Genomic DNA, 20,549 nt, shown 5'->3' on the forward strand with positions numbered 1-20,549 from the left:
GGCCAGCCGCTAGCGGTAGCCGTCGAGCAACGGCGAATCGTCGATGAGGTCGCAGCGTTCCAGCGCTGGCAGGTTGCACGGCCGGTAGTCGGGGCATTCGTCCAGCCGCCGCTGCACCGAACGGTGCAGCTTGACCCGGGTTTCCTGCCCGACCGGTTCCAGCGGCCGCGAGCGCGGCCGGCCACGCGACCAGCGCCAGGCGCGGTTGCCGCTGCGGCGGTCCCAGACCAGCAGCGGCAGCCACTCGGCCAGGCGCCAGGGCCGGGTCATCACCGGCAGGATCGGCGCGGTCGGGTCCGGGCCCTGCTTCGAACGTGCGCGCAACTGGTCGCGGCTGCGCGCCGGGTCGACATGCAGGCCGGCCTCCAGCGCCTCGCCGAGCATCCAGGTAAAGGCCACCAGAGCCAGCCGCGAGTCCTTCGGCGCATAGCCACCGCCGACATCGGAGTGCATGCCGGGGAACCACACCTGCAACACGTCGGACTTGCGGTCCTTCTCGCCGAACCAGAGGTTCTGCCGGAAGAAGCAGCGGCATTCGTCGATGGCCAGGGCCTGGCGGACCACGTCGACCATTTCGTTGTTCGAGGAATACGGCACGGTCAGCGGGTCGTAGACCCAGCCCACCGAGGTCACGGTGTCGAACAGGCCGAGGAAGTGCACCTTCACCTGCCGGCCGAAGACCTTGCGGAAGCGTCCCAGCAGGCCGAAGTCCGGTCCGCGGCGACGCGTGCCGGCCCGCTTGTCTTCGTCGCGGGGCGGCATGCGGGTGGTGAGCAGGGTCCAGGCGTAGTCGAAGAGGTGCGGCTGGTGCGCATCGATCAGGCCCACCGCGCGCAGCATCGCGGCCAGCACCCGCACCGCGTAGGCCCCGCGGGAAAAGCCGAAGAGGAATATCTGGTCGCCGGGCCGGTAGTGCTCGGCAAGGAAGCGATAGGCGCCCTCGACGTTGCGCTTGAGCCCCCAGCCGAAGGCCAGGCCGGCGATCCGCGAGGGAAACTTCTGCCACTCGAACAGGGTTTCCTTCAGGCCGAAGGTGCCGACGCCCTGGTCGTAGTAGGCCAGCACCCTGCGCGGATCGCGCGACAGCGAGCGGTACAGGCGCACCACGTTGGTCGGCTGGTCGCCGAAGCGGTTCGAGGTTCCGTCGATGCAGACCACCAACTGGCGCGGCGCGTCGTTGTCCTGGGCGCTGCCGGCAGGCGGCAAGGCGGAATCGGGGGAGAGATCGTCCATTGGGCTCACGCAGGCAAAGCCTGACTTCCGTCGGCGGTGGATGGGAATGGCGACGCATGATACCCAACCTGGATGATCCGCCAAGCGCACATTGCCGGGAAATGGCGGCAAAGACGAAAAGCCCCTGGAGCCGCAGGGCGAATAACCGCTTCGCGGTTATCCGCAGCCCCTGGCTTCGGCGAGGGCGGGTCGAGCCGGCCGCTCAGCCTGCCCTGGATACCCCGAGGAACGGCTGCCACGCCGGCGCGCCACTATCCGCCGCGGCCTTGAGGGCGGCCACCGCCGCGTCGACGTCGGCCTCGCGGGTGTAGCGACCGAGGCTCAGGCGCACGCTGCGGCCAGCGCTGGCGGCATCGTGGCCGAGGGCGAGAAGCACGTGGGACGGCGCCGGCCGCGCCGAGTTGCAGGCCGAGGTGCTGGACACCGCCAGGCTGGACTCCAGTGCCTGGGGGACAAAGGCCGGGTTGTCGAAGGTCAGGTTCAGGGTATGCGCGATGCGTGCGTCGGCGCTGCCGTTCAGGCGCCAGCCGTCGATCTGCGCCAGCCCCTCCAGCAGACGCCGCTGGAGTCCGGCGATGCGCCTGCCCTCCTCCTCGAAAAGCTCGCCGGCGAGGGCGAAGGCCTCGCCCATACCGACGATCTGGTGGGTCGCCAGGGTCCCGGAACGCAGGCCCTGCTCGTGTCCGCCGCCGTGGATCTGCGCCTTCAGCCGCCGCTCGGCGCGCGGCCCGACGTACAACGCGCCGATGCCCTTGGGCCCGTAGGTCTTGTGTGCGGAGAACGACATCAGGTCCACCGCCAGGCGGCCCAGGTCGATCGCCACCTTGCCGCTGGCCTGCGCCGCGTCGACGTGGAACAGCGCGCCGCGCTCGCGCACCCGTTCGCCGATGGCGGCGATGTCGGTCAGGGTGCCGAGTTCGTTGTTGACCCGCATCAGCGACACCAGGCGGGTATCGGCGCGCCAGGCCGCCTCCACCTGTTCCGGCCGGATCAGGCCATCGGTGCCGGGCGCCAGCCAGGTCACGCTCCAGCCGTCATCGGCGAGTTGCTGCACGGTGTCCAGCACCGCCTTGTGCTCCAGGCGACTGGTGATCAGGTGGCCGGGTGCGTCCAGCGCCTGGGCCACGCCCTTGAGGGCCAGGTTGTTGGATTCGGTGGCGCCGGAAGTCCAGACGATCTGCCCGGCGCTGGCGCCGACCAGCGCGGCCACCTGCTCCCTGGCCCGCTCCACTGCCCGCCGCGCCTGGCGGCCGTAGGCATGGGAATTCGACGCGGGATTGCCAAAACACGCCTGGTAGCCGAGACACTCCACCATGGCCCGGATCACGCGCTCGTCCACGGGCGTGGTGGCGGCGTAATCGAAGTACAACGGTAACGAACTCATCGCATTCCCCCAATCGATCGGACGGACCCGGAAGCCGACATGGCTCCTTGTCCCTGACGGGCCCGCAGGCCGATCTTAAGAAAAGCGCCGGGGCGTCTGGAAAGAACCTTTCGGAACATCCTTAGAGTCAGCATGGTTTCCCGCCTCAGATTCCCAGCCCGGCCACCCGCAGATGCTCTTCCAGGCGCAGCGCGGGTATCGCTCCGAGCAACTCGCGGGTATAGGGGTGGCGCGGCTGGCTGAACAGCGCAGCGGCGCTGCCCTGCTCCACCACCCGGCCGTCCTTGAGCACCAGGATGTCGTGGGCCAGGGCGCGTACCACGGCCAGGTCGTGGCTGATGAACAGGTAGCTCAGCCCGTGGCGACGCTGCAACCGACGCAGCAGCTCGACCACCTGGCACTGCACGCTACGGTCGAGCGCCGAGGTCGGTTCGTCGAGCAGGATCAGCGCCGGCTTCAGCACCAGCGCGCGGGCGATGGCGATGCGCTGGCGCTGGCCGCCGGAAAACTCGTGGGGATAGCGTTCCAGGCAAGGCTCGTCGAGACCGACCTCGCGCAGTGCCTCCAGCACCCGCGCGCGGCGTTCGCCGGCATCGCCGATGCCATGGATACGCAGGCCTTCGCCGACGATCTGTTCCACGCTAAGGCGCGGGTTGAGGCTGCCGTAGGGGTCCTGGAACACCGCCTGGAACTGCCGGCGCAATGGCAACAGGCGCTTGCCGTGCAGCCGGTCGAGGCGCTCGCCCTGGAACAGGATCTGCCCTTCGACCGGCAACAGGCGCAGCAGCGCCTGGCCGAGGGAGGACTTGCCCGAACCGCTTTCGCCGACGATCCCCAGGGTGCTGCCACGGCGCAGCCGCAGGCTGACCTCGTGCACCGCGCGCAGTCCCGCGCGCCGGCGCAGCCAGCCGCCGGGCGCGGGGTAGTCGAGGCTCAGCGCGCGCACCTCCAGGCAGGTCTCGCGGCACGCCACCGGCTCCGCCAGCCCACCCGGCTCGGCCTCGATCAGCAGGCGCGTGTAGGGATGCCGGGGCGAGCGGAACAGCGTCTCGCAGGCGTTCTCCTCGACGATCTGGCCATCGCGCATCACGCAGACCCGGTCGGCGACCCGGCGCACCAGGTTGAGGTCGTGGCTGATCAGCAGGATCGCCATGCCCAGCCGTCGCTGCAAGCTTTGCAGCAGCTCCAGGAGGCGTTTCTGCACGGTGACGTCGAGAGCCGTGGTCGGTTCGTCGGCGATCAGCAGTTGCGGCTCGCAAGCCAGCGCCATGGCCAGCATCACTCGCTGTCGCTGGCCGCCGGAGAGCTGGTGCGGATAGGCCTCGAGCAGGCGTCGCGGCTGCTCGAGGCCGGCCAGTTCGAGCAGTTCCAGTACCCGCCCGCGCAGCGCGGCGCCACGCAGGCGGCGATGCAGGCGCAGACCCTCGCCGACCTGGCGGCCGATGCGCTGCAATGGATTGAGCGAGGTCATCGGCTCCTGGAACACCATGCCGATGCGCTGCCCACGAATCGCCAGCAATGCCTGCGGCGACAGGGCGAGCAGTTCCTCGCCGTCCAGGCGCACGCTGCCGCCCAGGCGCGCCGCGCCCGGCAGCAGGCGCAGCAGGGCGTGGGCGGTCTGCGACTTGCCGGAGCCGGACTCGCCAACCAGGGCCAGGGTCTCGCCGGCGCGCAGGCTGAAGTCGATCCCCTTCACGACCTGCGTGTCGCCATAGGCGACGCTCAGGTTTTCCACTCGCAACAGTTCCCGGTTCATCTCATGTCCTCGGATCGAAGGCGTCGCGCACCGCTTCGCCGATGAACACCAGCAGGCTGAGCAAGGTCGCCAGGACCACGAACACGGTCAGCCCGAGCCAGGGCGCCTGGAGGTTGTCACGGCCCTGCCCGACCAGTTCGCCAAGGCTCGGCGAGCCGGGCGGCAGGCCGAAACCGAGGAAGTCCAGGGCGGTCAGGGTGGTCACCGCGCCACAGAGCAGGAACGGCAGGAAGGTCAGGGTCGCGACCATGGCGTTGGGCAGGATGTGCCGGAACATCACCCCGGCGTCGCCGAGGCCGAGGGTCCGCGCCGCCTTGACGTACTCCAGGTGACGACCGCGCAGGAACTCGGCGCGAACCACGTCGACCAGGCTGGTCCAGGAGAACAGCAGCATGATCGCCAGCAGCCAGCCGACCCCGGGCTGCACCAGGCTGGCGAGGATGATCAGCAGGTAAAGCATCGGCAGACCCGACCAGACCTCGATGAAGCGCTGGCCGAACAGGTCGATCCAGCCGCCGTAGTAGCCCTGCACCGCGCCTGCGCAGATTCCCAGCAACGACGAGGCCAGGGTCAGGCCGAGGGCGAAGAGAATCGACAGGCGCAGGCCGTAGATCACCCGCGCGAGCACATCGCGGCCCTGGTCGTCGGTACCCAGCCAGTTCTCCGCCGAGGGCGGCGCCGGCGCCGGGCGCGCGTAGTTGATGCTGCGGGCGTCGAAGCGGATCGGCGGCCACAGCGCCCAGCCGTCGCGGGCGATGCGTTCGCTCATGAAGCGGCCGCGGTAGTCCGGCGGGAACGGCAGCTCGCCGCCGAAGGCGGTTTCCGGATAGTCCCGCAGCACCGGCAGGAACCACTGGCCACGGTATTCCAGCAGCAGCGGGCGGTCGTTGGCGATCAGCTCGGCGAACAGGCAGGTGACGAACAGCGCGAGGAACAGCAGCAGGGCCAGGCGCCCGCGGCGGTTGGCGCGGAACGCGGCGAGGCGGCGGCGGTGCAGCGGGGAAAGGACGATGGCCATCTCACTGTCTCCTCGCGGCGAAGTCGATGCGCGGGTCGACCAGGCTGTAGGCCAGGTCGCCGGCCAGCTTCACCAGCAACCCGAGCAGGGTGAAGATGAACAGGCTGCCGAACACCACCGGGTAGTCGCGGCCGAGCGCCGCTTCGTAGCCCATCAGGCCGAGGCCGTCGAGGGAGAACAGCACCTCGATCAGCAGCGACCCGGTGAAGAACACCGAGACCAGCGCCGCCGGCAGCCCGGCCACCACCAGCAACATGGCGTTGCGGAACACATGGCCGTAGAGCACCCGGCGCTCGCTGAGCCCTTTGGCGCGAGCGGTGGCGACGTACTGCCTGGATATCTCGTCGAGGAAGCTGTTCTTGGTCAGCAGGGTCAGGCTGGCGAAACCGCCGACCACCAGCGAACCCACCGGCAGCGCCAGGTGCCAGAGGTAATCGGCGAAGCGCGCCAGCGGGCCGAGGCGCTCGGCGCCCTCGGAAGCCAGGCCGCGCAGGGGGAACCAGTCCAGGTAGCTGCCGCCGGCGAACAGCACGATCAGGACGATGGCGAAGAGGAAGCCGGGCACCGCATAGCCGACCACCACCAGCGCGCTGCTCCACAGGTCGAAGGCGCTGCCGTGGCGCACCGCCTTGGCCACCCCCAGGGGAATCGACACCAGGTAGGTGATCAGTGTCGCCCACAAGCCCAGGGACAGCGAGACCGGCAGCTTCTCGGCGATCAGGTCGATGACCCGCGCGTCGCGGTAGAAGCTCTCGCCGAAATCCAGCCGGGCGTAGCTCGACAGCATCAGCCAGAGCCGTTGCAGCGGCGGCTTGTCGAAGCCGTACTGGCGCTCCAGGGCGGCCACCAGCTGCGGATCGATGCCGGTCTCGCCGTGGCGCTGCGGTTCCAGAGCGCCATGCCCACCCTCCCCGCCACGCCCCAGCGGGCCGCCGCCGTCGACGCCCTGCAGGCGCGCGATGGCCTGATCCACCGGCCCGCCGGGTGCGGCCTGGACGATGGCGAAGTTGATCAGCAGGATGCCCAGCAGGGTCGGCAGGATCAGCGCCAGGCGGCGCAACAGGTAGCCGCCCATGTCACTGCGCCTCCCGGCTCGGCGCGGCCCGCTCGCGGACTTCCCACCAGGTGTTCAGCCCCAGGCTGTAGCGCGGCGCCTGCGGCGGTCGGCCGAAGCGATTCCAGCTGGCGATCCAGACCTCGTCGGAATACCAGGTCGGGATCAGGTAGTAGCCCCATTGCAGCACCCGGTCGAGGGCGCGCACGGCGGTTTCCAGGGCGGCCCGCGAGTCGGCCTCGACCACCGCCTGGACCAGCCGGTCGATGGCCGGGTCCTTCAGGCCGATGCGGTTGTAGCCGCCGGGATCGGCGTAGCTGGAGGAATGCCAGAAGCTGTACTGCTCGTTGCCCGGCGAATTGGACTGGGAGAAGCTCGAAACGATCATGTCGTAGTCCCGCGCACGTATGCGCTCGATGTATTGCGAAGCGTCCACCTGGCGCAGGCGCATATCGATGCCGATCCGCGCCAGGTTGCGCTGGAACGGCAGCAGCGCGCGCTCCAGGCCCTTGCCCTGGAGCAGGAGGTCGAAGCGCAGCGGCCGTCCGGCGGTGTCCAGCAGGCGCCCGTCGACGGCATGCCAGCCGGCCTCGCCGAGCAGGCGGTAGGCCTGCACCAGGCGCTCGTGGATATCGCCGCTGCCGTCGTTCACCGGCGGAGCGTAGGCCTGGCCGAAGACCTCCTCGGGGATTTGCCCGCGCAGCGGCTCCAGCAAGGCCAGTTCGTCGGCGCCGGGCAGGCCGCGGGCGGCCATCTCCGAGTTGTCGAAATAGCTGCGCAGGCGCTTGTAGCGACCGCCGAAGAGCTGTCGGTTGGTCCATTCGAAGTCGAACAACAGGCTCAGCGCCTGGCGTACCCGGCGGTCCTCGAACAGCGGCCGGCGCAGGTTGAACACCAGGCCCTGGAGGCTGGCCGGGTACGGGTAGGGAAAGCTCTCCTGGCGCAACCGGCCATCGCGCAGGGCCGGCGAGTCGTAGCCGCTGCTCCAGGCCTTGACGCTGGTCTCGACATTGATGTCGGCCTGCCCGGCCTTGAACGCCTGCAAGGCCACGCCGCTGTCGCGGTAGTAGTCGAAACGGATCCGCTCGAAGTTGTACAGGCCACGCCCGACCGGCAGGTCGCGAGCCCACCAGTCGGGGTTGCGCCGGTAGCTCACCGAACGCCCCGCCTCGGCCTTCTCCAGCCGGTAAGGTCCGCTGCCCAGCGGCGGCTGCATGCTGCTGCGGTTGAAGTCGCGTCCCTGCCACCAATGCCTGGGCAGCACGTAGAGCTGGGCCAGCACCAGCGGCAGTTCGCGGTTGCCGGCATGACGGAAATCGAAGCGGATGCGCAGGCGATCCTCCACCACCGGCTCGCGGACCTCCTTGTAGTAGGCGCGCCAGAACGGGCTGCCCTGCTCGACCAGGCTATCGAAGGAAAACTTCACGTCCTCGGCGGTGACCGCCACGCCGTCGCTGAAGCGCGCCCGCGGATCGATATGGAAACGCACCCAGCTGTTGTCCGGGGCTTTCTCGATGTAGCGCGCCAGGTAGCCGTATTCGGTGAACGGCTCGTCCAGTGACTGGAAGCCGAGGGTTTCGTAGATCAGCGCGGCCTGGGTCATGCTGATCGGCGTGCCGCGGTTGGCGAAGGGGTTCAGCGTGTCGAAGCTGCCGCTTTCCATCCGCCGCAGGCTGCCGCCCTTGGGCGCCTGCGGGTCGACGAAGTCGAAGTGCTGGAAACCCGGCGGATATTTCGCCGGCTCGTCGTAGAGCGTGATGGCATGGCGCGGCTCGCTGCGGGCCAGGCTGGCGAGCAGGCAGCAAGCGAAGACCAGGATGCGTCCGGGCATGGCTCAACCACCGAAGTGATAGCTGAAGTCCAGCCACCATTGGCGGCCCATGGCGTCGTAGTTGCCGGTGGGATAGTACGGCCAGCCATCGGAGTCGTCCTCCTTGATCTGGTCGAGCAGGTTGTTCACCGTCAGGCCGACGCTGGCGCGTTCGTTGAGCCGGTAGCGGGCGCTGGCGTTGAACACCGTCCACGGGCTCAGGCGCCCGCTGCCAGCGGCGTTGGTAACGCTGCCGTAGCGCACCGCGAAGAGCGTCGAGGTGAACTGTGCGTAGTCCCAGGTCAGGCTGGCGTTGAGTTTGCTGCGCCAGTCGTGGGAGTCGAGGCTGTCGCGCTGGTTCTCGCTGGGGTAGTCGTCGGACTGCTTGTAGTCGTGGGACAACACCAGGGTGTAGCCGAGGGTCGAGGAGAAGGCGCCGTAGTCACCGGCGCCCCAGCGGATGTTGCTGCGCAGGTCGATGCCGCTGGTGCGCTCCTTGGCCGCGTTGATGGCATTGACGTAGACCTTGTTCAGGCGATTCGGATCGACGCTGGCGTCGCCGGCGTTGCGCTCGACCCGCGCCAGGGTGTCGCGGCACTGCGCCGAGTCCGGATCGAGCCCGCCGCTACGGCAGGCCGCCTCGTCGCGCAGCAGTTTGTCCGGATCGAGGGTGGTCAGCAGGTCATCGATCTGGATGTGGTAGTAGTCGGCGGAAAAGTCGAACCTGCTCGACGGCGACCAGACGAAGCCGTAGCTCCAGTAGCGCCCGCGCTCGGACTTCAGGTCGGGCGTGCCGCTCTGCACGTAGTCGACCCGGCCGTTCTTGCAGGCGCCGTCGACGCCTTTCTCGCAACCGTAGTAGTCCTTCTGCGCCGGGTAGTAGCCGTTGGCGTCGGCCTGGTAGATGTAGTTCAGGTCCGGCGCGCGGAAGCTGGTGCCGTAGCTGCCGCGTAGCAGCAGGCTGGTCAGCGGGCGCCACTCCAGCCCCAGGTTGTAGGTGGTCTGCTCCTCGGTGCGACCGCTGAACCTGTACTGGTCCCAGCGGCCGGCGGCGGACGCCAGCAGCGTGTCGTGCAGCGGGATGCTGAATTCGCCGCCGGCGGCGTAACGGTCGCGCGAGCCGCCGGAGCTGCTGGCCTTGGAGACGTTGTAGAGAGAGCCGTCGTTGTATTGCGAGTCGGGACGGATCCTGTAGCCCTGCTTGCCCACCTCCAGCACGCCGGCGAAGGCCACCGGGCCGGCCGGCAGGTCGAACAGCTCGCCGTTGCCGGTGAAGCTGTAGGTCTGCGAGTAGGACTCGCTGTGCTGGGTCACGTTGCGCCGCAGGCTGCGCCACTCTTCCTCGCTCAGCGGACGTCCGAGGCGCGCCGGATCGGGATCGTAGACCGGGTAGCCGTCGCGTTCGCCGAGCTTGCGGCCCAGGTACAGGTCGAGGATCCCGGCCGCCGGGGTGTAGCGGGTAGTGCGGTCGCTGCGGTACTCGGAGCGGGTCGCGGCCAGTTCGTATTCCCAGGAAGTATTGGCGACGCGGTCGCTGTAGCCGAGGGTGCCGGTCCAGGACACCTCGCGCCACTTGCTGTTGTTGCTGCTCTTGCCGCCGATCTCCTCGGGCGAGAACAGCCGGTACCAGCGCTCCAGGTCGCCGCTGGAGGCATTGATGAAGTCCGGCGAGGTGAAGGACGGCCCACGGGTATTGTTCTGCAGGTGGTCGAAGCCGAACAGCAGGTCGGCGAACAGCTTGCCGCTGTCGCTCAGGTGCCAGGTGCCGCCGGCGTAGCCGTCGTAGTTTTCCTTCTTGGTCTGCAGGGTCCAGTAGTTGTTGTAGTACTGGTCGGTCATGCAGCGATAGCCACCCCTGGCGCCCGGCACCGGCGCCACGTTGCCGCCGAACAGGCCGCCGAGGCCGGCGCAAGAGGCGTCGCCGAGGTAGCGTCCGCTCTGCGGGTTCAGCCGGTAGCCGACGTTGTTGCCGTCCGGGTAGCTGTCCATGAAACCGCGCTGGTTGGCCCAGACCGGCTGGCGCTGCTCGACCTGCAGGCCGAACAGGCCTTCGAATTCGCCCGTCGCGCCGCCGCCGACCAGTTGCAGGCGCTGGTTGTCGCCGCCGCCGCGCTCGGTGGTGCCGGCGCGCAGGTTGACGTCGACGCCATCGAATTTCTTCTTCAGGACGATATTGACCACCCCGGCGATGGCATCCGAGCCGTAGATCGCCGAGGCGCCGCCGCTGAGGATCTCGATGCGGTCGATCATGACCGCCGGGATGTTCGCCAGGTTGGTGAAGTTCACCGAGCCGCCATAGGCGGTCGGGTAGTCGGCGACGCGCCGGCCGTTGATCAGCACCAGCGTGTGGTTGGGGCCGAGATCGCGCAGGTTGAGGGCGTTGGCCGCCGGTTGCCAGGTGTTGCCGTAGTCCTCGCCCTGGGTCATGCCGGTGTTCTGGGTCTGCGTCTGCAAGGCCTCGAAGACGTTGCGGTAGCCACGGTTCTGGATTTCCTCGCTGCTGATCACCGTGACCGGCGACGGCCCTTCCTGCTGGGCGCGGGGAATCCGCGAGCCGGTCACCACCACCCGCTCCAGGGTCTGCTCCGCTTTCGCCGCCAGCGGCTGCACCTTCGCCGCCGGTACGGCCGCGCGCAGCGGCGCGGCGGAAATCACCGCGCCGCGCTCGGAACGGCGGAACTGCAGGCCGCTACCGCGCAGGGCCTGTTCCAGGGCCTGGTCGACACTCAGCGGACCGCGCACCGCCGGCGCCTGCCGGCCGCGCACCAGCGACTGCTCGAAGGAGATCAGCAAGCCGCTCTGTCGCGAGATGCCCAGCAGCACCTGGTCCAGCGGGCCGGCGGCGACGTCGAAGGTGAGCGCCTTGGCGGCGGGCGCGGGCGTCTCCGCACGTGCCTCCGGCGGCGCGGCGTAGGCCGCCGCGAGCAGCGCGGCCAGGGCCAGGCTGGAAGGCAGGCGTGTGGATGGAGCATGGTGCGGCATCGTTCGGTTCCCCCCGAAAACATGGTTTCCAGGGGATGAGCGATGAGCGCGGGAGATTTGCAGGGCAGGCTTGGAACGCTTTGTTCTGAGCTTATAAGCGCGGGCGAATAGGCATGGCGGCGGATAACGCCTCCGGCGTCATTCGCCCCACCCGACAATCTTCCCCAGCTCCGCTACCGGCCTTGCCCCGCGTAGGGCGAATAGCCGCCTGCGGCTATCCGCCGGTTCAGGCACGGCGTATCGGCGGATAACGCCTCCGGCGTTATTCGCCCTACCCCAAAATCACCCCCAAGCTCGGCTACCGGCCTTGCCCCGTGTAGGGCGAATAGCCGCCTGCGGCTATCCGCCGGTCCGAACACGGCGTTATCCGCCCTGCCGCCCTCGGGTCAGTACGTCAGCGCCCCGCACCAGTGCGCGCTCTTCAGTTCCTCGTAGAGCGCGCCGATCTTCAGCGAGCACTGCCGCGACGGCGGGTAGATCAGCGACACCGGGCACAGCGGCGGTTCGAACGGCTGGAGGATGCGTACCAGTCGACGCCGGCGGATCGCCTCCTCGGCCATGAAGCCCATCACCTGGACGATGCCCTGGCCGACCAGCGCCGCGTCGACCAGCGCGTCGGCCACGTCCAGCACCAGGTCGCCGCGCACCGCCAGGCTCAGCGGCTGGCCGTCGCGCTGGAACTGCCATTCCAGCAGCTTGCCGGTATGCAGGTCGCGCACCGTCGGGCAGTTGTGCCCGGCGAGTTGCTCCAGGCGCTCCGGCGTGCCGTGGCCACGCAGGTATTCCGGCGACGCCACCGTGACCCAGCGCAACGCCGCCAATGGCCGGGCGATCAGGCGCACGTCGCCGACCCGACCGAGACGCACGGCGGCGTCGAAGCCTTCCTCGGTGAGGTCGACCAGGCGATCGGTCATCGCCGCCTCGATCTGCAATTGCGGGTAGCGCCGCGTCAGTTCGCGCAGCACCGGCATGATCACGATCCGCCCGAGCGCCTGCGGGGTGGTGATCTTCAGCGGACCGCTCGGCGCGCACTGGCGGTCCACCAGCAACTTCTCGACTTCCTCCAGTTCCGCCAGCAAGGGTGCGCAGCGCTCGTAGAACAGCTGGCCGTCCGGGGTCAGGCTGACGCTGCGGGTGGTGCGGTGCAGCAGACGCACGCCGAGTTCGGCTTCCAGCCGGCCGATGGCGCGCGACAGGCCGGACTGGGTCAGACCGAGGGAAACGGCGGCCTGGGTGAAGCTTCGGGTCTCGGCCACGCGGGCGAGCAACTTGACGGCATTCAGGTCCATGGCGATCTCATCGATGATTATTTTCATCAGTGAAAGGACGGAGAGGCTATTTATCACGATTCCAGCATGAGAAACACTGGCCGCGCCCAACCCAGACCAGGAGTCCCGCCGTGACGGACCGTGCTGCCCCTTCCAACTGGATGCTCGCCCTGCTCGCCTGCGCGCAACTGATCATCGCCCTCGACGCCACCATCGTGTTCGTCGCCCTGCCGGAAATCAGCCGGGCGCTGGATTTTTCGGCGCAACGCCTGCAATGGGTGGTGAGCGCCTATACGGTGGCCTTCGGCGGCTTCCTCCTGCTCGGCGGGCGTGCCACCGACCTGCTCGGCCGGCGCCGCATGTACGTCCTCGGGCAAAGCCTGTACGCCCTCGCCTCCCTCGCGGGCGGGCTGGCCCAGAGCGAGTTGCCGTTGATCCTCGCCCGCGCCGTGCAGGGCCTGGGTGGCGCGCTGCTGTTCCCGGCGACCCTGGCGCTGATCGGCAATCACTTCGCCGAGGGCCCGGCGCGCAATCGTGCCCTGGCGATCTGGAGCATCGCCTCGGCGTTCGGCCTGGCCCTCGGCTCGGCGCTCGGCGGCGCGCTCACCGAGCTGTTCGGCTGGGCCTCGATCTTCCTGGTCAACGTGCCGCTGGCCGGCGCCGCGGCGCTGCTCGCCCTGCGCCTGATCCCGGCCGACGCCCGGCGCCAGCGCGGTCGGCGCTTCGACCTGGCCGGCGCGCTGACGGTCACCGCCGGCGCCACCCTGCTGGTCTTCACCCTGGTCCAGGGCCCCGAGTCGGGCTGGGATGCGCCCTCGGTACGTTTCGGACTTTACCTTTCCGTCCCGCTGCTACTGGCGTTCCTCGCCATCGAACACTACAGCCGCGACCCGCTGATGCCGCTGCGCCTGCTGGGCAACCGCAACCTGCAGGTGGCGATGCTGCTGACCGCGATCTTCATGAGCAGCTACGGCGTGCAGTACTACTTCCTGGCCATCTACTTCCAGTCGGTGTACGGCTACAGCGTGTTGCAGACCGGCCTGGCGTTCCTCCCGGCGACTCTGCTCTGCACCCTCGGTATCCGCGTCGCCGAGCGCCTGCTGGCCCGCCACGGGGCACGCGCGACGCTGGTCGCCGGCCTGCTGCTGGGCGCACTCGGGCTCGGCCTGCTGGCAGCGTGCCTGCCGCTGGGGCGCGGCTTCCTGGCGCTGCTGCCGGCCATCGTGATCCTCAGCGTCGGCCAGGGCATGACCTGGACCGCCATGTGGGTCAGCGCCGCCAGCGGCGTCGATCCCGCCGAACAGGGCGTCGCCTCGGGGATGGCCTCGATGACCCAGCAGATCGGCGGCGCGCTCGGCCTGGCCCTGCTGGTGGCGCTGGCCAACACCCAGGTGCGCGGCGCCGATGCCGCCAGCCTGCTGGCCAGCCAGGCGCGCGGCATCGAATGGGTGACCGCGCTCAGCGCCCTGCTCGCCCTGTTCGGCGCCGCCCTGGCCCTGCGCCTGCGCCGCGAGGAGCCCGCGGCGTTGCAGCCGAGTCGCGGCTGATCCCGCTCAGGCGTCGCCCAGCTCGGCGCCGAGCTCCAGCGCCAGGGCCTGGAAGGCCAGGCGCGCGGCACCGGGGTGGCTGCCCTGGCGCCAGAACAGCGCTACCTGGCGGGTCGGCAGCGCCGGCCGCAGCGCCACACAGCGCAACCCGGCCTGCTGGCGCGCCACCGCCTCCGGCAGGATGCTGGCCAGCCGTCCGCGGCGAACCACGTCGACGATGGCGCTGATCGAGTTCGCCTCCAGCGCCACCCGCGCCGTCACCCCTTGCTGGCGCAGGTAAGCGTCGATGTGCCGGCGCGTGGCGAAGTCGTCGCGCAACAACGCCAACGGCAACTCCGCCAGCGCTGCGGCGGCCAGCGGCGCGTCCGCCGCCGGGTGTTCCGCCCCCAGCACCAGGCCCAGGCGCTCCAGGTAGAGCGGCTGGCTGTCGATCTCCACTGAACCCGGCTCGCTGAAGGCCACACCAAGGTCCAGGCGATCGTCGATCAGCGCCGCCTCCAGGGCGTCCTGGGGCAACTCCTCGAGGCTCAACTCGATGCCCGGATAGCGCTGATTGAACGGATCCACCAGGGCGCCCACCAGATAGCAGGTGAAGGTCGGCGTCATGCCCAGGCGCAGGCGGCCGCGACTGAGGTCGCGCACCTCGTGGATCGCCCGCTGCGCCGCTTCCAGCTCGCGCAAGGCACGCCGCGCATGAAGCAGGTACAGCTCGCCGGCATCGGTGGGACGCACGCTCCTGCCGGAGCGGTCGAGCAATTGCACGCGCAGTTGCTCTTCCAGTTGCCGCACCTGCTGCGACAGGGTCGGCTGCGAAACGTGCAGCGCCTCGGCGGCGCGGGTGAAGTTGCGATGCTCGGCGACAGCGAGCAGGTAGCGCAGGTGGCGAAGCAGCATGGAAACATCCAACTATAGACCAGACCAATGACTGGAATAATAAACCGGTCTTGGACCCTATGGCTCAATCCGCGCATCCTGGCCCCACCATTCGACGGCCAGGAGCCCAGCGCCATGCGTGACATCATCGACGGCTTTCTCCGCTTCCAGCGCGACGCCTACCCGGCGCGCTCGCAACTGTTCAAGTCCCTGGCCACCCGGCAAGCCCCCAAGGCACTGTTCATCGCCTGCTCGGACAGCCGGGTGGTCCCCGAACTGCTGACCCAGCGCGAGCCCGGCGAACTCTTCGTGATCCGTAATGCCGGCAACATCGTCCCCGGCTACGGGCCGCAGCCCGGCGGGGTCAGCGCCTCGGTGGAATACGCGGTGGCGGTGCTCGGGGTCGGCGACATCGTGGTCTGCGGCCACTCGGACTGCGGCGCGATGGGCGCCATCGCGTCCTGCGCCTGTCTCGACCAGCTGCCGGCGGTGGCCGGCTGGTTGCACCACGCCGAGGCCGCACGGGCGATGAACAGCGCCCACGAACACGCCTCCGAGGCGGCGCGGCTGGACGCCCTGGTGCGGCACAACGTGATCGCCCAACTGGCCAACCTGCGCACCCACCCCTGCGTCGCCCGCGCCCTGGAGCAGGGTCGGCTGAACCTGCACGGCTGGGTCTACGACATCGAAAGCGGCCGCATCGACGCCCTCGACGGCGCCAGCCGGCGCTTCGTCTCCCTCGCCGAGCATCCCGAAGTGCGCGCGGTAGGCGGCGAACCCGGGCAGGCGGTCGCCTGAATCCCTTCCCTCACAACCACCCGCAAGGAGAGTCATCTCATGCAACACAGCCAAGTGTCCCCCAACGCGCGCCAGCAACTGGCCGAGACCGTGGTCCTGAACAAGGCCCGCCTGGGCCTGTCCTGGCAGGACCTGGCCGACGGCACCGGTCTCGCCCTGACCTTCGTCACCGCCGCCCTGCTCGGCCAGCATGCCCTGCCAGAGGCGGCGGCGCGCAAGGTCGCCGCCCAACTCGGCCTGGACGACGACGCGGTGCTCCTGCTGCAAAGCATCCCGCTGCGCGGCAGCATTCCCGGCGGCATTCCCAGCGACCCGACCATCTATCGCTTCTACGAGATGCTGCAAGTCTACGGCAGCACCCTGAAGGCGCTGGTCCACGAACAGTTCGGCGACGGCATCATCAGCGCGATCAACTTCAAGCTGGACATCAAGAAGGTCGAGGACCCGGAAGGCGGCTCGCGGGCGGTGATCACCCTCGACGGCAAGTACCTGCCGACCAAGCCGTTCTGAAGCGTCGCGCCGCCCGGCTCGCCGCCGGGCGCGCGCCTCAGCGGCTGGCGATGCTGACCCAGTAGGGCCCGTGGTAGTCGAGCCGGATCGGCAGGCTCTGCTCCAGCAATGCCAGCGCCGCGCCGCTGTCGTCCAGCGGGTAGATGCCACTGACGCGCAGCGCCGCCGCGTCGTCGGCGACGCTGATGATGCCGCGGCGATAGGCGCGCAACGCTTCCAGCACCTCCCCCAGAGGGCGGTCGCGGACCTCCAGCCGGCCATCCAGCCAGGCGCTCTCGCCGCCTTCGGCAGGACCTCGGGCGAGAATCGCCGAGGCGTCGAAACGGGCGCTCTGGCCGCGCTCCAACAGGCATTGCCGTCCGTCGGCAGTGGTGATCCGCACCCGCGACTCGAGCACCACCACTCGCGAGCTGGCGCCGTCATCGCTGACCTGGAAGCGGGTTCCCTGCGCCTCGACCTGGCCACGCCCGGTGTCGACGACGAAAGGCCGCGCCGGATCCCGTGCCACGTCAACCAGCAGGCGGCCCTCGCGTAAGCGCAGGCGACGCCGGTAGCCATCGAATTCGGGGCGTACCCGGCTGCGCGCGTCCAGCACCAGTTGGCTGCCATCCTCCAGGCGGAAGCTCTGGCGTTGTCCGGTGCCGGTGTACAGGTCGCCGGGCCAGGGGAAGCCGACGATGCCGATCCGCCCCAGCGCCAGCGTCGCCACGCCGAACGCCGCCAGGGCGAGGCTGCGCTGGAGAAACCGGCGACGGGCGGACGGCGCCTCGAGGGCTCCGATCAATTGCTCGGCGCGCAAGCCGTGCAGGGGCTCGTCGCGAAACGACTGCAAGCCCAGGCTGAGCCGGTCGAACACCGCACCGTGCTCGGCATCGGCCTGGCGCCACTGCTGGAACGCCAGGCGCTCCTCGGCGCCGGCATGGCCGGATTGCAGCAGCGCCATCCACTGCGCCGCTTCGTCGAGGATGCGTTCTCGCCTTCCCTGGCTCATTCGGCAAGCACCTGGTAGCACTGCTTGAAGCCCTCGACCATGTACTGGTGGATGCGGCTGACGGAAACCTCCAGCAAGCCGGCGATCTCCACGTAGGTCAGTCCGCCGATCTGGCTATGGATGAAGGCGGCGCGGGCCTTCGGCGACAGCCCGGCGAGCATGCGCTCCAGGCGCAGCAGGGTTTCCACCACCTGGGCCTGCTCCTCGGCGGACGGCGCGAGGGCCTCCGGAAGCCCGGCCAGGCTTTCCAGGTAGGCGCGTTCCAGGTCCTGGCGCCGCCAGCCGTCGTACATCAGCCGGCGGGCGATGGTGGTGAGCAGCGCGCGCGGCTCGCGGATGCTTGCCGGGTCCGGCAGGGCAAGGACCTTGAGGAAGGTTTCCGAGGCGATGTCCTCGGCGCTGTGGGGGCAGCCGAGGTAGCGCCGCAGGCGCCCGCTCAGCCAGGAATAGTCGTTCTGGAACATCAGGCCGACGAGGCGATTGCGTGTCTGATCCATGCCCATTCCGCACTCTCGTGCTACGGGCCTGCGCCACCGGGCGTCGGGGTGGCAGGCGAAACCTTGATCGGCGGGAGGCGGCGCCGACGTCGGATTGCACGTGTCCCTCCCGCAAACAGCGATGGCAGGCCGCCGGGCCTGCGCGGAAGGCAATATGCCGCAGAAGCCCGAACGCAAAAAAGAATATTAATTAAGGTGTACTTAACTTTTTGGCATTAGAAGATCGCCATCCCGCGACGACTGTCGTCATTCCTTACGAAATGGCAACGCCGCGATCCGCCGAAAGCGGCATACTCGTCAGCTTGTTTCGCCGCGTCGACAACGCCCGTACCAATGTCCGCCTCGCTCCCCAACGACACCCCGCCTGACGAAGCCCTGCCCCTGGTCCTGGCCGGTCCCCTGCTGCGCCGCGCAGAGCCCGGACGCCTGGTGTTCTGGCTGGCCACGTCATGCCCGACGACCATCGAACTGATCCTCGCCAGCGAAGGCGAGGCGGAGCGTCGGGTCCGCCTCGCGGAAGGAACCCACTCGGCCATCCGCATCGGCACCCATGCCTGGCTGCACCTGCTGGATGTCGCGCTCGACCCGCCGTTGCCCTGCGCCCGCCTGGTCGACTACGACCTGCGCCTCGCCGCCGACGGCCGGGAGCCTGCGGGAATCGCCGAATGGGCGCCGCATCTGCTCTACCCCGGTCGCCAGCGCGCCAGCCTGGTGCTCAAGCCACGTCTCGACCAGTTGCTCCACGGCTCCTGCCGCAAGCCGCATCACCCAGCGGCCGATGGCCTGCTGCAGGTCGACCGGCTGCTGGAGGAAAACCTGCTGCAGGCCGAAAGCCGCCCGGCGTTGCTGATGATGAGCGGCGACCAGGTCTACGCCGACGACGTCGCCGGGCCGATGCTGGTGGCCATCCATGGGTTGATCCACCGCCTCGGCCTGTACGGCGAACACCTGGAAGGCGCACTGGTGAACGACAGCGAGGCACTCTACGCGCACCCGGCCACCTACTACCGGCGCGAGGACCTGCTGCCCGCCTTCGAGTCCAACGAAGCCCTGCGCGAGCGCTTCTTCGGCGGGGTGAAGAAGCCGATCTTCACCTCGGCCAACGCCCACAACCATCTGGTCGGCCTGGCCGAGGTGCTGGCGATGTACCTGCTGGTCTGGTCGCCGGCGCCCTGGCGCCTGGTCAGGCTGGAACCGCCGCCGGGGCTGGATGCGCGGCACGCGCAGCGCTTCGCCGGCGAGCGCCGGCACATCGAAGCCTTCCGCGATGGCCTGCCCCGCGTGGCGCGGGCGCTGGCGCATATCTCGTCGCTGATGATCTTCGACGACCACGACATCACCGACGACTGGAACCTTTCAGCACGCTGGGAGCTGACCGCCTACGGCCATCCGTTCTCCCGGCGGATCATCGGCAACGCCCTGCTCGCCTACCTGCTCTGCCAGGGCTGGGGCAACGACCCGCAGCATTGCGGCGAATGGCTGGCGCCGGTCGCGGCCCTGATGGAGGGTGCCGCGGCAGACGGCCGGCTGCCCTGCGCCGAGCAGGACCGCCTGCTCGATACCCTGCTCGACTTCCAGCACTGGCACTACCGGTTGCCTGGCAGCCCGACCCTGATCGTCCTCGACACGCGCACCCGCCGCTGGCGTAGCGAGCGCAACCTGGGCCGGCCCTCCGGGCTGATGGACTGGGAGGCACTGAGTGAATTCCAGCAGGACCTGCTCGGCGAAAAGGCGGCGATCATCGTGTCGCCGGCGCCGATGTTCGGGGTCAAGCTGATCGAGGGCGTACAGAAGCTTTTCAGCTGGATCGGCCAGCCGCTGCTGGTCGATGCGGAAAACTGGATGGCCCATCGCGGCGCGGCCTCGGTGATGATGAACATCTTCCGCCACTCGCGTACGCCGGGTAACTACCTGATCCTTTCCGGCGACGTGCATTACTCCTTCGTCTACGACATCCGGATTCGCCATCGCGAGCGCGGGCCCCGGCTCTGGCAGATCACCAGCAGCGGGATCAAGAACGAATTCCCGCGACGCCTGCTGGACTGGTTCGACCGCCTCAATCGCTGGCTCTATGCGCCCTGGTCGCCGCTGAACTGGCTGACCCAGCGGCGCAGTCTGGAAATCCGCCCGCGCGTTCCGCAGCACAGCCAGGCCGGCGAGCGCCTGTGGAACAGCGCCGGGATCGGCCAGGTATTCATTGGCGAGGACGGCCGTCCGCGCGCGGTGTTGCAGGTCAATGCCGATGGCTCGCCGGCGACCGCCTTCGAGCGACATCGCGACGTCGAAGACGAACGAGCGGACCAGTCGCCGGTCACGCCGGGTCGCTGAGAGGCCAGAACAAGGGGGACGGGCGGACGCCGCGCCGCATCATCCGCCCGCCCGGTTTCAGAACGGCCGCTCCTGCACGTCCAGGGTCGCCGCCAGCGCTTGCCAGAGCACCTCGGCGAAGACCCGCTGGGCGTCGCCGGCCAGGTACGCCTGCATGGCCGCGTCATCGCTCCACTCGCTGTGCAACAACCACAGGTCGGAGTCCCCGTCCGCCTGGCGCAGTTCGTAGCGCAGGCAACCGGGCGCGGCCTGGCCCGCCTGCGCCAGCTCTTGCAGGCGCAGGCCGAGGCGGTGCGACTGGCCGCTGCGGGCGCGAATGCTGACCAGGTGACTGGCCCGATTGAACGCTGGCATGCTCTCTGCCTCCTCGACATGGATTCGCCGCTGCGCAAGCGGCACCAGGAGTGGAAGGGCCGGCGGCGCCAAGACGCCGGCCGGCCGCTGTGGGGTGTAAGGGTGACGCATGTGCCCTGCCTCCGATTACCAGTTGCCGGGATGGG

General features: G+C 69.2%; 16 protein-coding genes. 4 read left to right on the top strand and 12 right to left on the bottom strand.

What is annotated here, in order from left to right:
- Positions 1 to 9 precede the first annotated feature (9 nt).
- The 8 genes from AC1RB9_RS15170 to AC1RB9_RS15205 form a co-directional block, all read right to left on the bottom strand.
- A complete protein-coding gene (locus AC1RB9_RS15170) occupies positions 10 to 1,233 on the bottom strand; it encodes a DUF2235 domain-containing protein (protein WP_003088736.1) in 1,224 nt (407 codons plus the stop codon).
- A gap of 202 nt (positions 1,234 to 1,435) precedes the next feature.
- The gene (locus AC1RB9_RS15175) at positions 1,436 to 2,617 is read right to left on the bottom strand and encodes an aminotransferase class V-fold PLP-dependent enzyme (RefSeq protein ID WP_003120247.1); all 1,182 of its coding nucleotides are present in this window, start codon (positions 2,615 to 2,617) and stop codon (positions 1,436 to 1,438) included.
- Positions 2,618 to 2,762: 145 nt separating this feature from the next.
- Positions 2,763 to 4,373 (bottom strand): ABC transporter ATP-binding protein, encoded by a 1,611-nt coding sequence (locus tag AC1RB9_RS15180; RefSeq protein WP_003162652.1) that lies wholly within the window; start codon positions 4,371 to 4,373, stop codon positions 2,763 to 2,765.
- 1 nt (position 4,374) lies between these two features.
- Positions 4,375 to 5,391: an ABC transporter permease gene (locus tag AC1RB9_RS15185; protein WP_003162651.1), complete on the bottom strand. Its 1,017-nt coding sequence runs from the start codon at positions 5,389 to 5,391 to the stop codon at positions 4,375 to 4,377.
- A gap of 1 nt (position 5,392) precedes the next feature.
- Positions 5,393 to 6,466: a microcin C ABC transporter permease YejB gene (locus AC1RB9_RS15190; protein WP_003160166.1), complete on the bottom strand. Its 1,074-nt coding sequence runs from the start codon at positions 6,464 to 6,466 to the stop codon at positions 5,393 to 5,395.
- A gap of 1 nt (position 6,467) precedes the next feature.
- Positions 6,468 to 8,276, bottom strand: a complete 1,809-nt coding sequence (locus AC1RB9_RS15195) for an extracellular solute-binding protein (protein WP_003118735.1) — start codon at positions 8,274 to 8,276, stop codon at positions 6,468 to 6,470.
- Between the two features lie 3 nt (positions 8,277 to 8,279).
- On the bottom strand, positions 8,280 to 11,237 hold the full coding sequence (locus AC1RB9_RS15200; RefSeq protein WP_003450480.1) for a TonB-dependent receptor: 2,958 nt from the start codon (positions 11,235 to 11,237) through the stop codon (positions 8,280 to 8,282).
- Positions 11,238 to 11,623: 386 nt separating this feature from the next.
- Positions 11,624 to 12,526: a LysR family transcriptional regulator gene (locus AC1RB9_RS15205; protein WP_003450478.1), complete on the bottom strand. Its 903-nt coding sequence runs from the start codon at positions 12,524 to 12,526 to the stop codon at positions 11,624 to 11,626.
- 140 nt (positions 12,527 to 12,666) lie between these two features.
- On the opposite strand from AC1RB9_RS15205, the gene AC1RB9_RS15210 reads away from it, so the two are divergent.
- Positions 12,667 to 14,052 (top strand): MFS transporter, encoded by a 1,386-nt coding sequence (locus AC1RB9_RS15210; RefSeq protein WP_050585144.1) that lies wholly within the window; start codon positions 12,667 to 12,669, stop codon positions 14,050 to 14,052.
- 6 nt (positions 14,053 to 14,058) lie between these two features.
- Here the strand turns inward: AC1RB9_RS15210 and cynR are convergent, their stop codons facing one another.
- Positions 14,059 to 14,946 (bottom strand): transcriptional regulator CynR, encoded by an 888-nt coding sequence (gene cynR, locus AC1RB9_RS15215; RefSeq protein WP_003114874.1) that lies wholly within the window; start codon positions 14,944 to 14,946, stop codon positions 14,059 to 14,061.
- A gap of 114 nt (positions 14,947 to 15,060) precedes the next feature.
- Here cynR and cynT point away from each other — a divergent pair, with 114 nt between their 5' ends.
- Both cynT and cynS read left to right on the top strand, forming a co-directional pair.
- Positions 15,061 to 15,723 (top strand): carbonic anhydrase CynT, encoded by a 663-nt coding sequence (cynT, locus tag AC1RB9_RS15220; RefSeq protein WP_003107081.1) that lies wholly within the window; start codon positions 15,061 to 15,063, stop codon positions 15,721 to 15,723.
- Between the two features lie 39 nt (positions 15,724 to 15,762).
- The gene (cynS, locus tag AC1RB9_RS15225) at positions 15,763 to 16,233 is read left to right on the top strand and encodes a cyanase (protein WP_003088707.1); all 471 of its coding nucleotides are present in this window, start codon (positions 15,763 to 15,765) and stop codon (positions 16,231 to 16,233) included.
- A 37-nt stretch (positions 16,234 to 16,270) separates the two neighbouring features.
- Here cynS and AC1RB9_RS15230 read toward each other — a convergent pair whose 3' ends face one another.
- A complete protein-coding gene (locus AC1RB9_RS15230; protein WP_003107078.1) occupies positions 16,271 to 17,224 on the bottom strand; it encodes a FecR family protein in 954 nt (317 codons plus the stop codon).
- Positions 17,221 to 17,727, bottom strand: a complete 507-nt coding sequence (locus AC1RB9_RS15235; protein WP_003088700.1) for a sigma-70 family RNA polymerase sigma factor — start codon at positions 17,725 to 17,727, stop codon at positions 17,221 to 17,223. Before AC1RB9_RS15235 ends, AC1RB9_RS15230 begins: the two co-directional genes overlap by 4 nt.
- A gap of 327 nt (positions 17,728 to 18,054) precedes the next feature.
- On the opposite strand from AC1RB9_RS15235, the gene AC1RB9_RS15240 reads away from it, so the two are divergent.
- Positions 18,055 to 20,049, top strand: coding sequence for an alkaline phosphatase D family protein (locus AC1RB9_RS15240; protein WP_003162258.1), 1,995 nt, complete (start codon positions 18,055 to 18,057; stop codon positions 20,047 to 20,049).
- Between the two features lie 57 nt (positions 20,050 to 20,106).
- On the opposite strand, the gene AC1RB9_RS15245 is transcribed toward AC1RB9_RS15240, so the two are convergent.
- Positions 20,107 to 20,403 carry an antibiotic biosynthesis monooxygenase family protein gene (locus AC1RB9_RS15245; protein ID WP_003118540.1) on the bottom strand — a complete coding sequence of 99 codons (297 nt, stop codon included), beginning with the start codon at positions 20,401 to 20,403 and terminating at the stop codon, positions 20,107 to 20,109.
- Between the last annotated feature and the right edge of the window lie 146 nt (positions 20,404 to 20,549).

It is taken from the genome of Pseudomonas sp. 20-5, assembly GCF_056782835.1.

Bases quoted from the DNA above. Each gene is read 5' to 3' on its own strand.
- AC1RB9_RS15170 (WP_003088736.1), bottom strand. From the start codon at position 1,233: ATGGACGATCTCTCCCCCGATTCCGCCTTGCCGCCTGCCGGCAGCGCC.
- AC1RB9_RS15175 (WP_003120247.1), bottom strand. From the start codon at position 2,617: ATGAGTTCGTTACCGTTGTACTTCGATTACGCCGCCACCACGCCCGTG.
- AC1RB9_RS15180 (WP_003162652.1), bottom strand. From the start codon at position 4,373: ATGAACCGGGAACTGTTGCGAGTGGAAAACCTGAGCGTCGCCTATGGC.
- AC1RB9_RS15185 (WP_003162651.1), bottom strand. From the start codon at position 5,391: ATGGCCATCGTCCTTTCCCCGCTGCACCGCCGCCGCCTCGCCGCGTTC.
- AC1RB9_RS15190 (WP_003160166.1), bottom strand. From the start codon at position 6,466: ATGGGCGGCTACCTGTTGCGCCGCCTGGCGCTGATCCTGCCGACCCTG.
- AC1RB9_RS15195 (WP_003118735.1), bottom strand. From the start codon at position 8,276: ATGCCCGGACGCATCCTGGTCTTCGCTTGCTGCCTGCTCGCCAGCCTG.
- AC1RB9_RS15200 (WP_003450480.1), bottom strand. From the start codon at position 11,237: ATGCCGCACCATGCTCCATCCACACGCCTGCCTTCCAGCCTGGCCCTG.
- AC1RB9_RS15205 (WP_003450478.1), bottom strand. From the start codon at position 12,526: ATGGACCTGAATGCCGTCAAGTTGCTCGCCCGCGTGGCCGAGACCCGA.
- AC1RB9_RS15210 (WP_050585144.1), top strand. From the start codon at position 12,667: ATGCTCGCCCTGCTCGCCTGCGCGCAACTGATCATCGCCCTCGACGCC.
- cynR (WP_003114874.1), bottom strand. From the start codon at position 14,946: ATGCTGCTTCGCCACCTGCGCTACCTGCTCGCTGTCGCCGAGCATCGC.
- cynT (WP_003107081.1), top strand. From the start codon at position 15,061: ATGCGTGACATCATCGACGGCTTTCTCCGCTTCCAGCGCGACGCCTAC.
- cynS (WP_003088707.1), top strand. From the start codon at position 15,763: ATGCAACACAGCCAAGTGTCCCCCAACGCGCGCCAGCAACTGGCCGAG.
- AC1RB9_RS15230 (WP_003107078.1), bottom strand. From the start codon at position 17,224: ATGAGCCAGGGAAGGCGAGAACGCATCCTCGACGAAGCGGCGCAGTGG.
- AC1RB9_RS15235 (WP_003088700.1), bottom strand. From the start codon at position 17,727: ATGGGCATGGATCAGACACGCAATCGCCTCGTCGGCCTGATGTTCCAG.
- AC1RB9_RS15240 (WP_003162258.1), top strand. From the start codon at position 18,055: ATGTCCGCCTCGCTCCCCAACGACACCCCGCCTGACGAAGCCCTGCCC.
- AC1RB9_RS15245 (WP_003118540.1), bottom strand. From the start codon at position 20,403: ATGCCAGCGTTCAATCGGGCCAGTCACCTGGTCAGCATTCGCGCCCGC.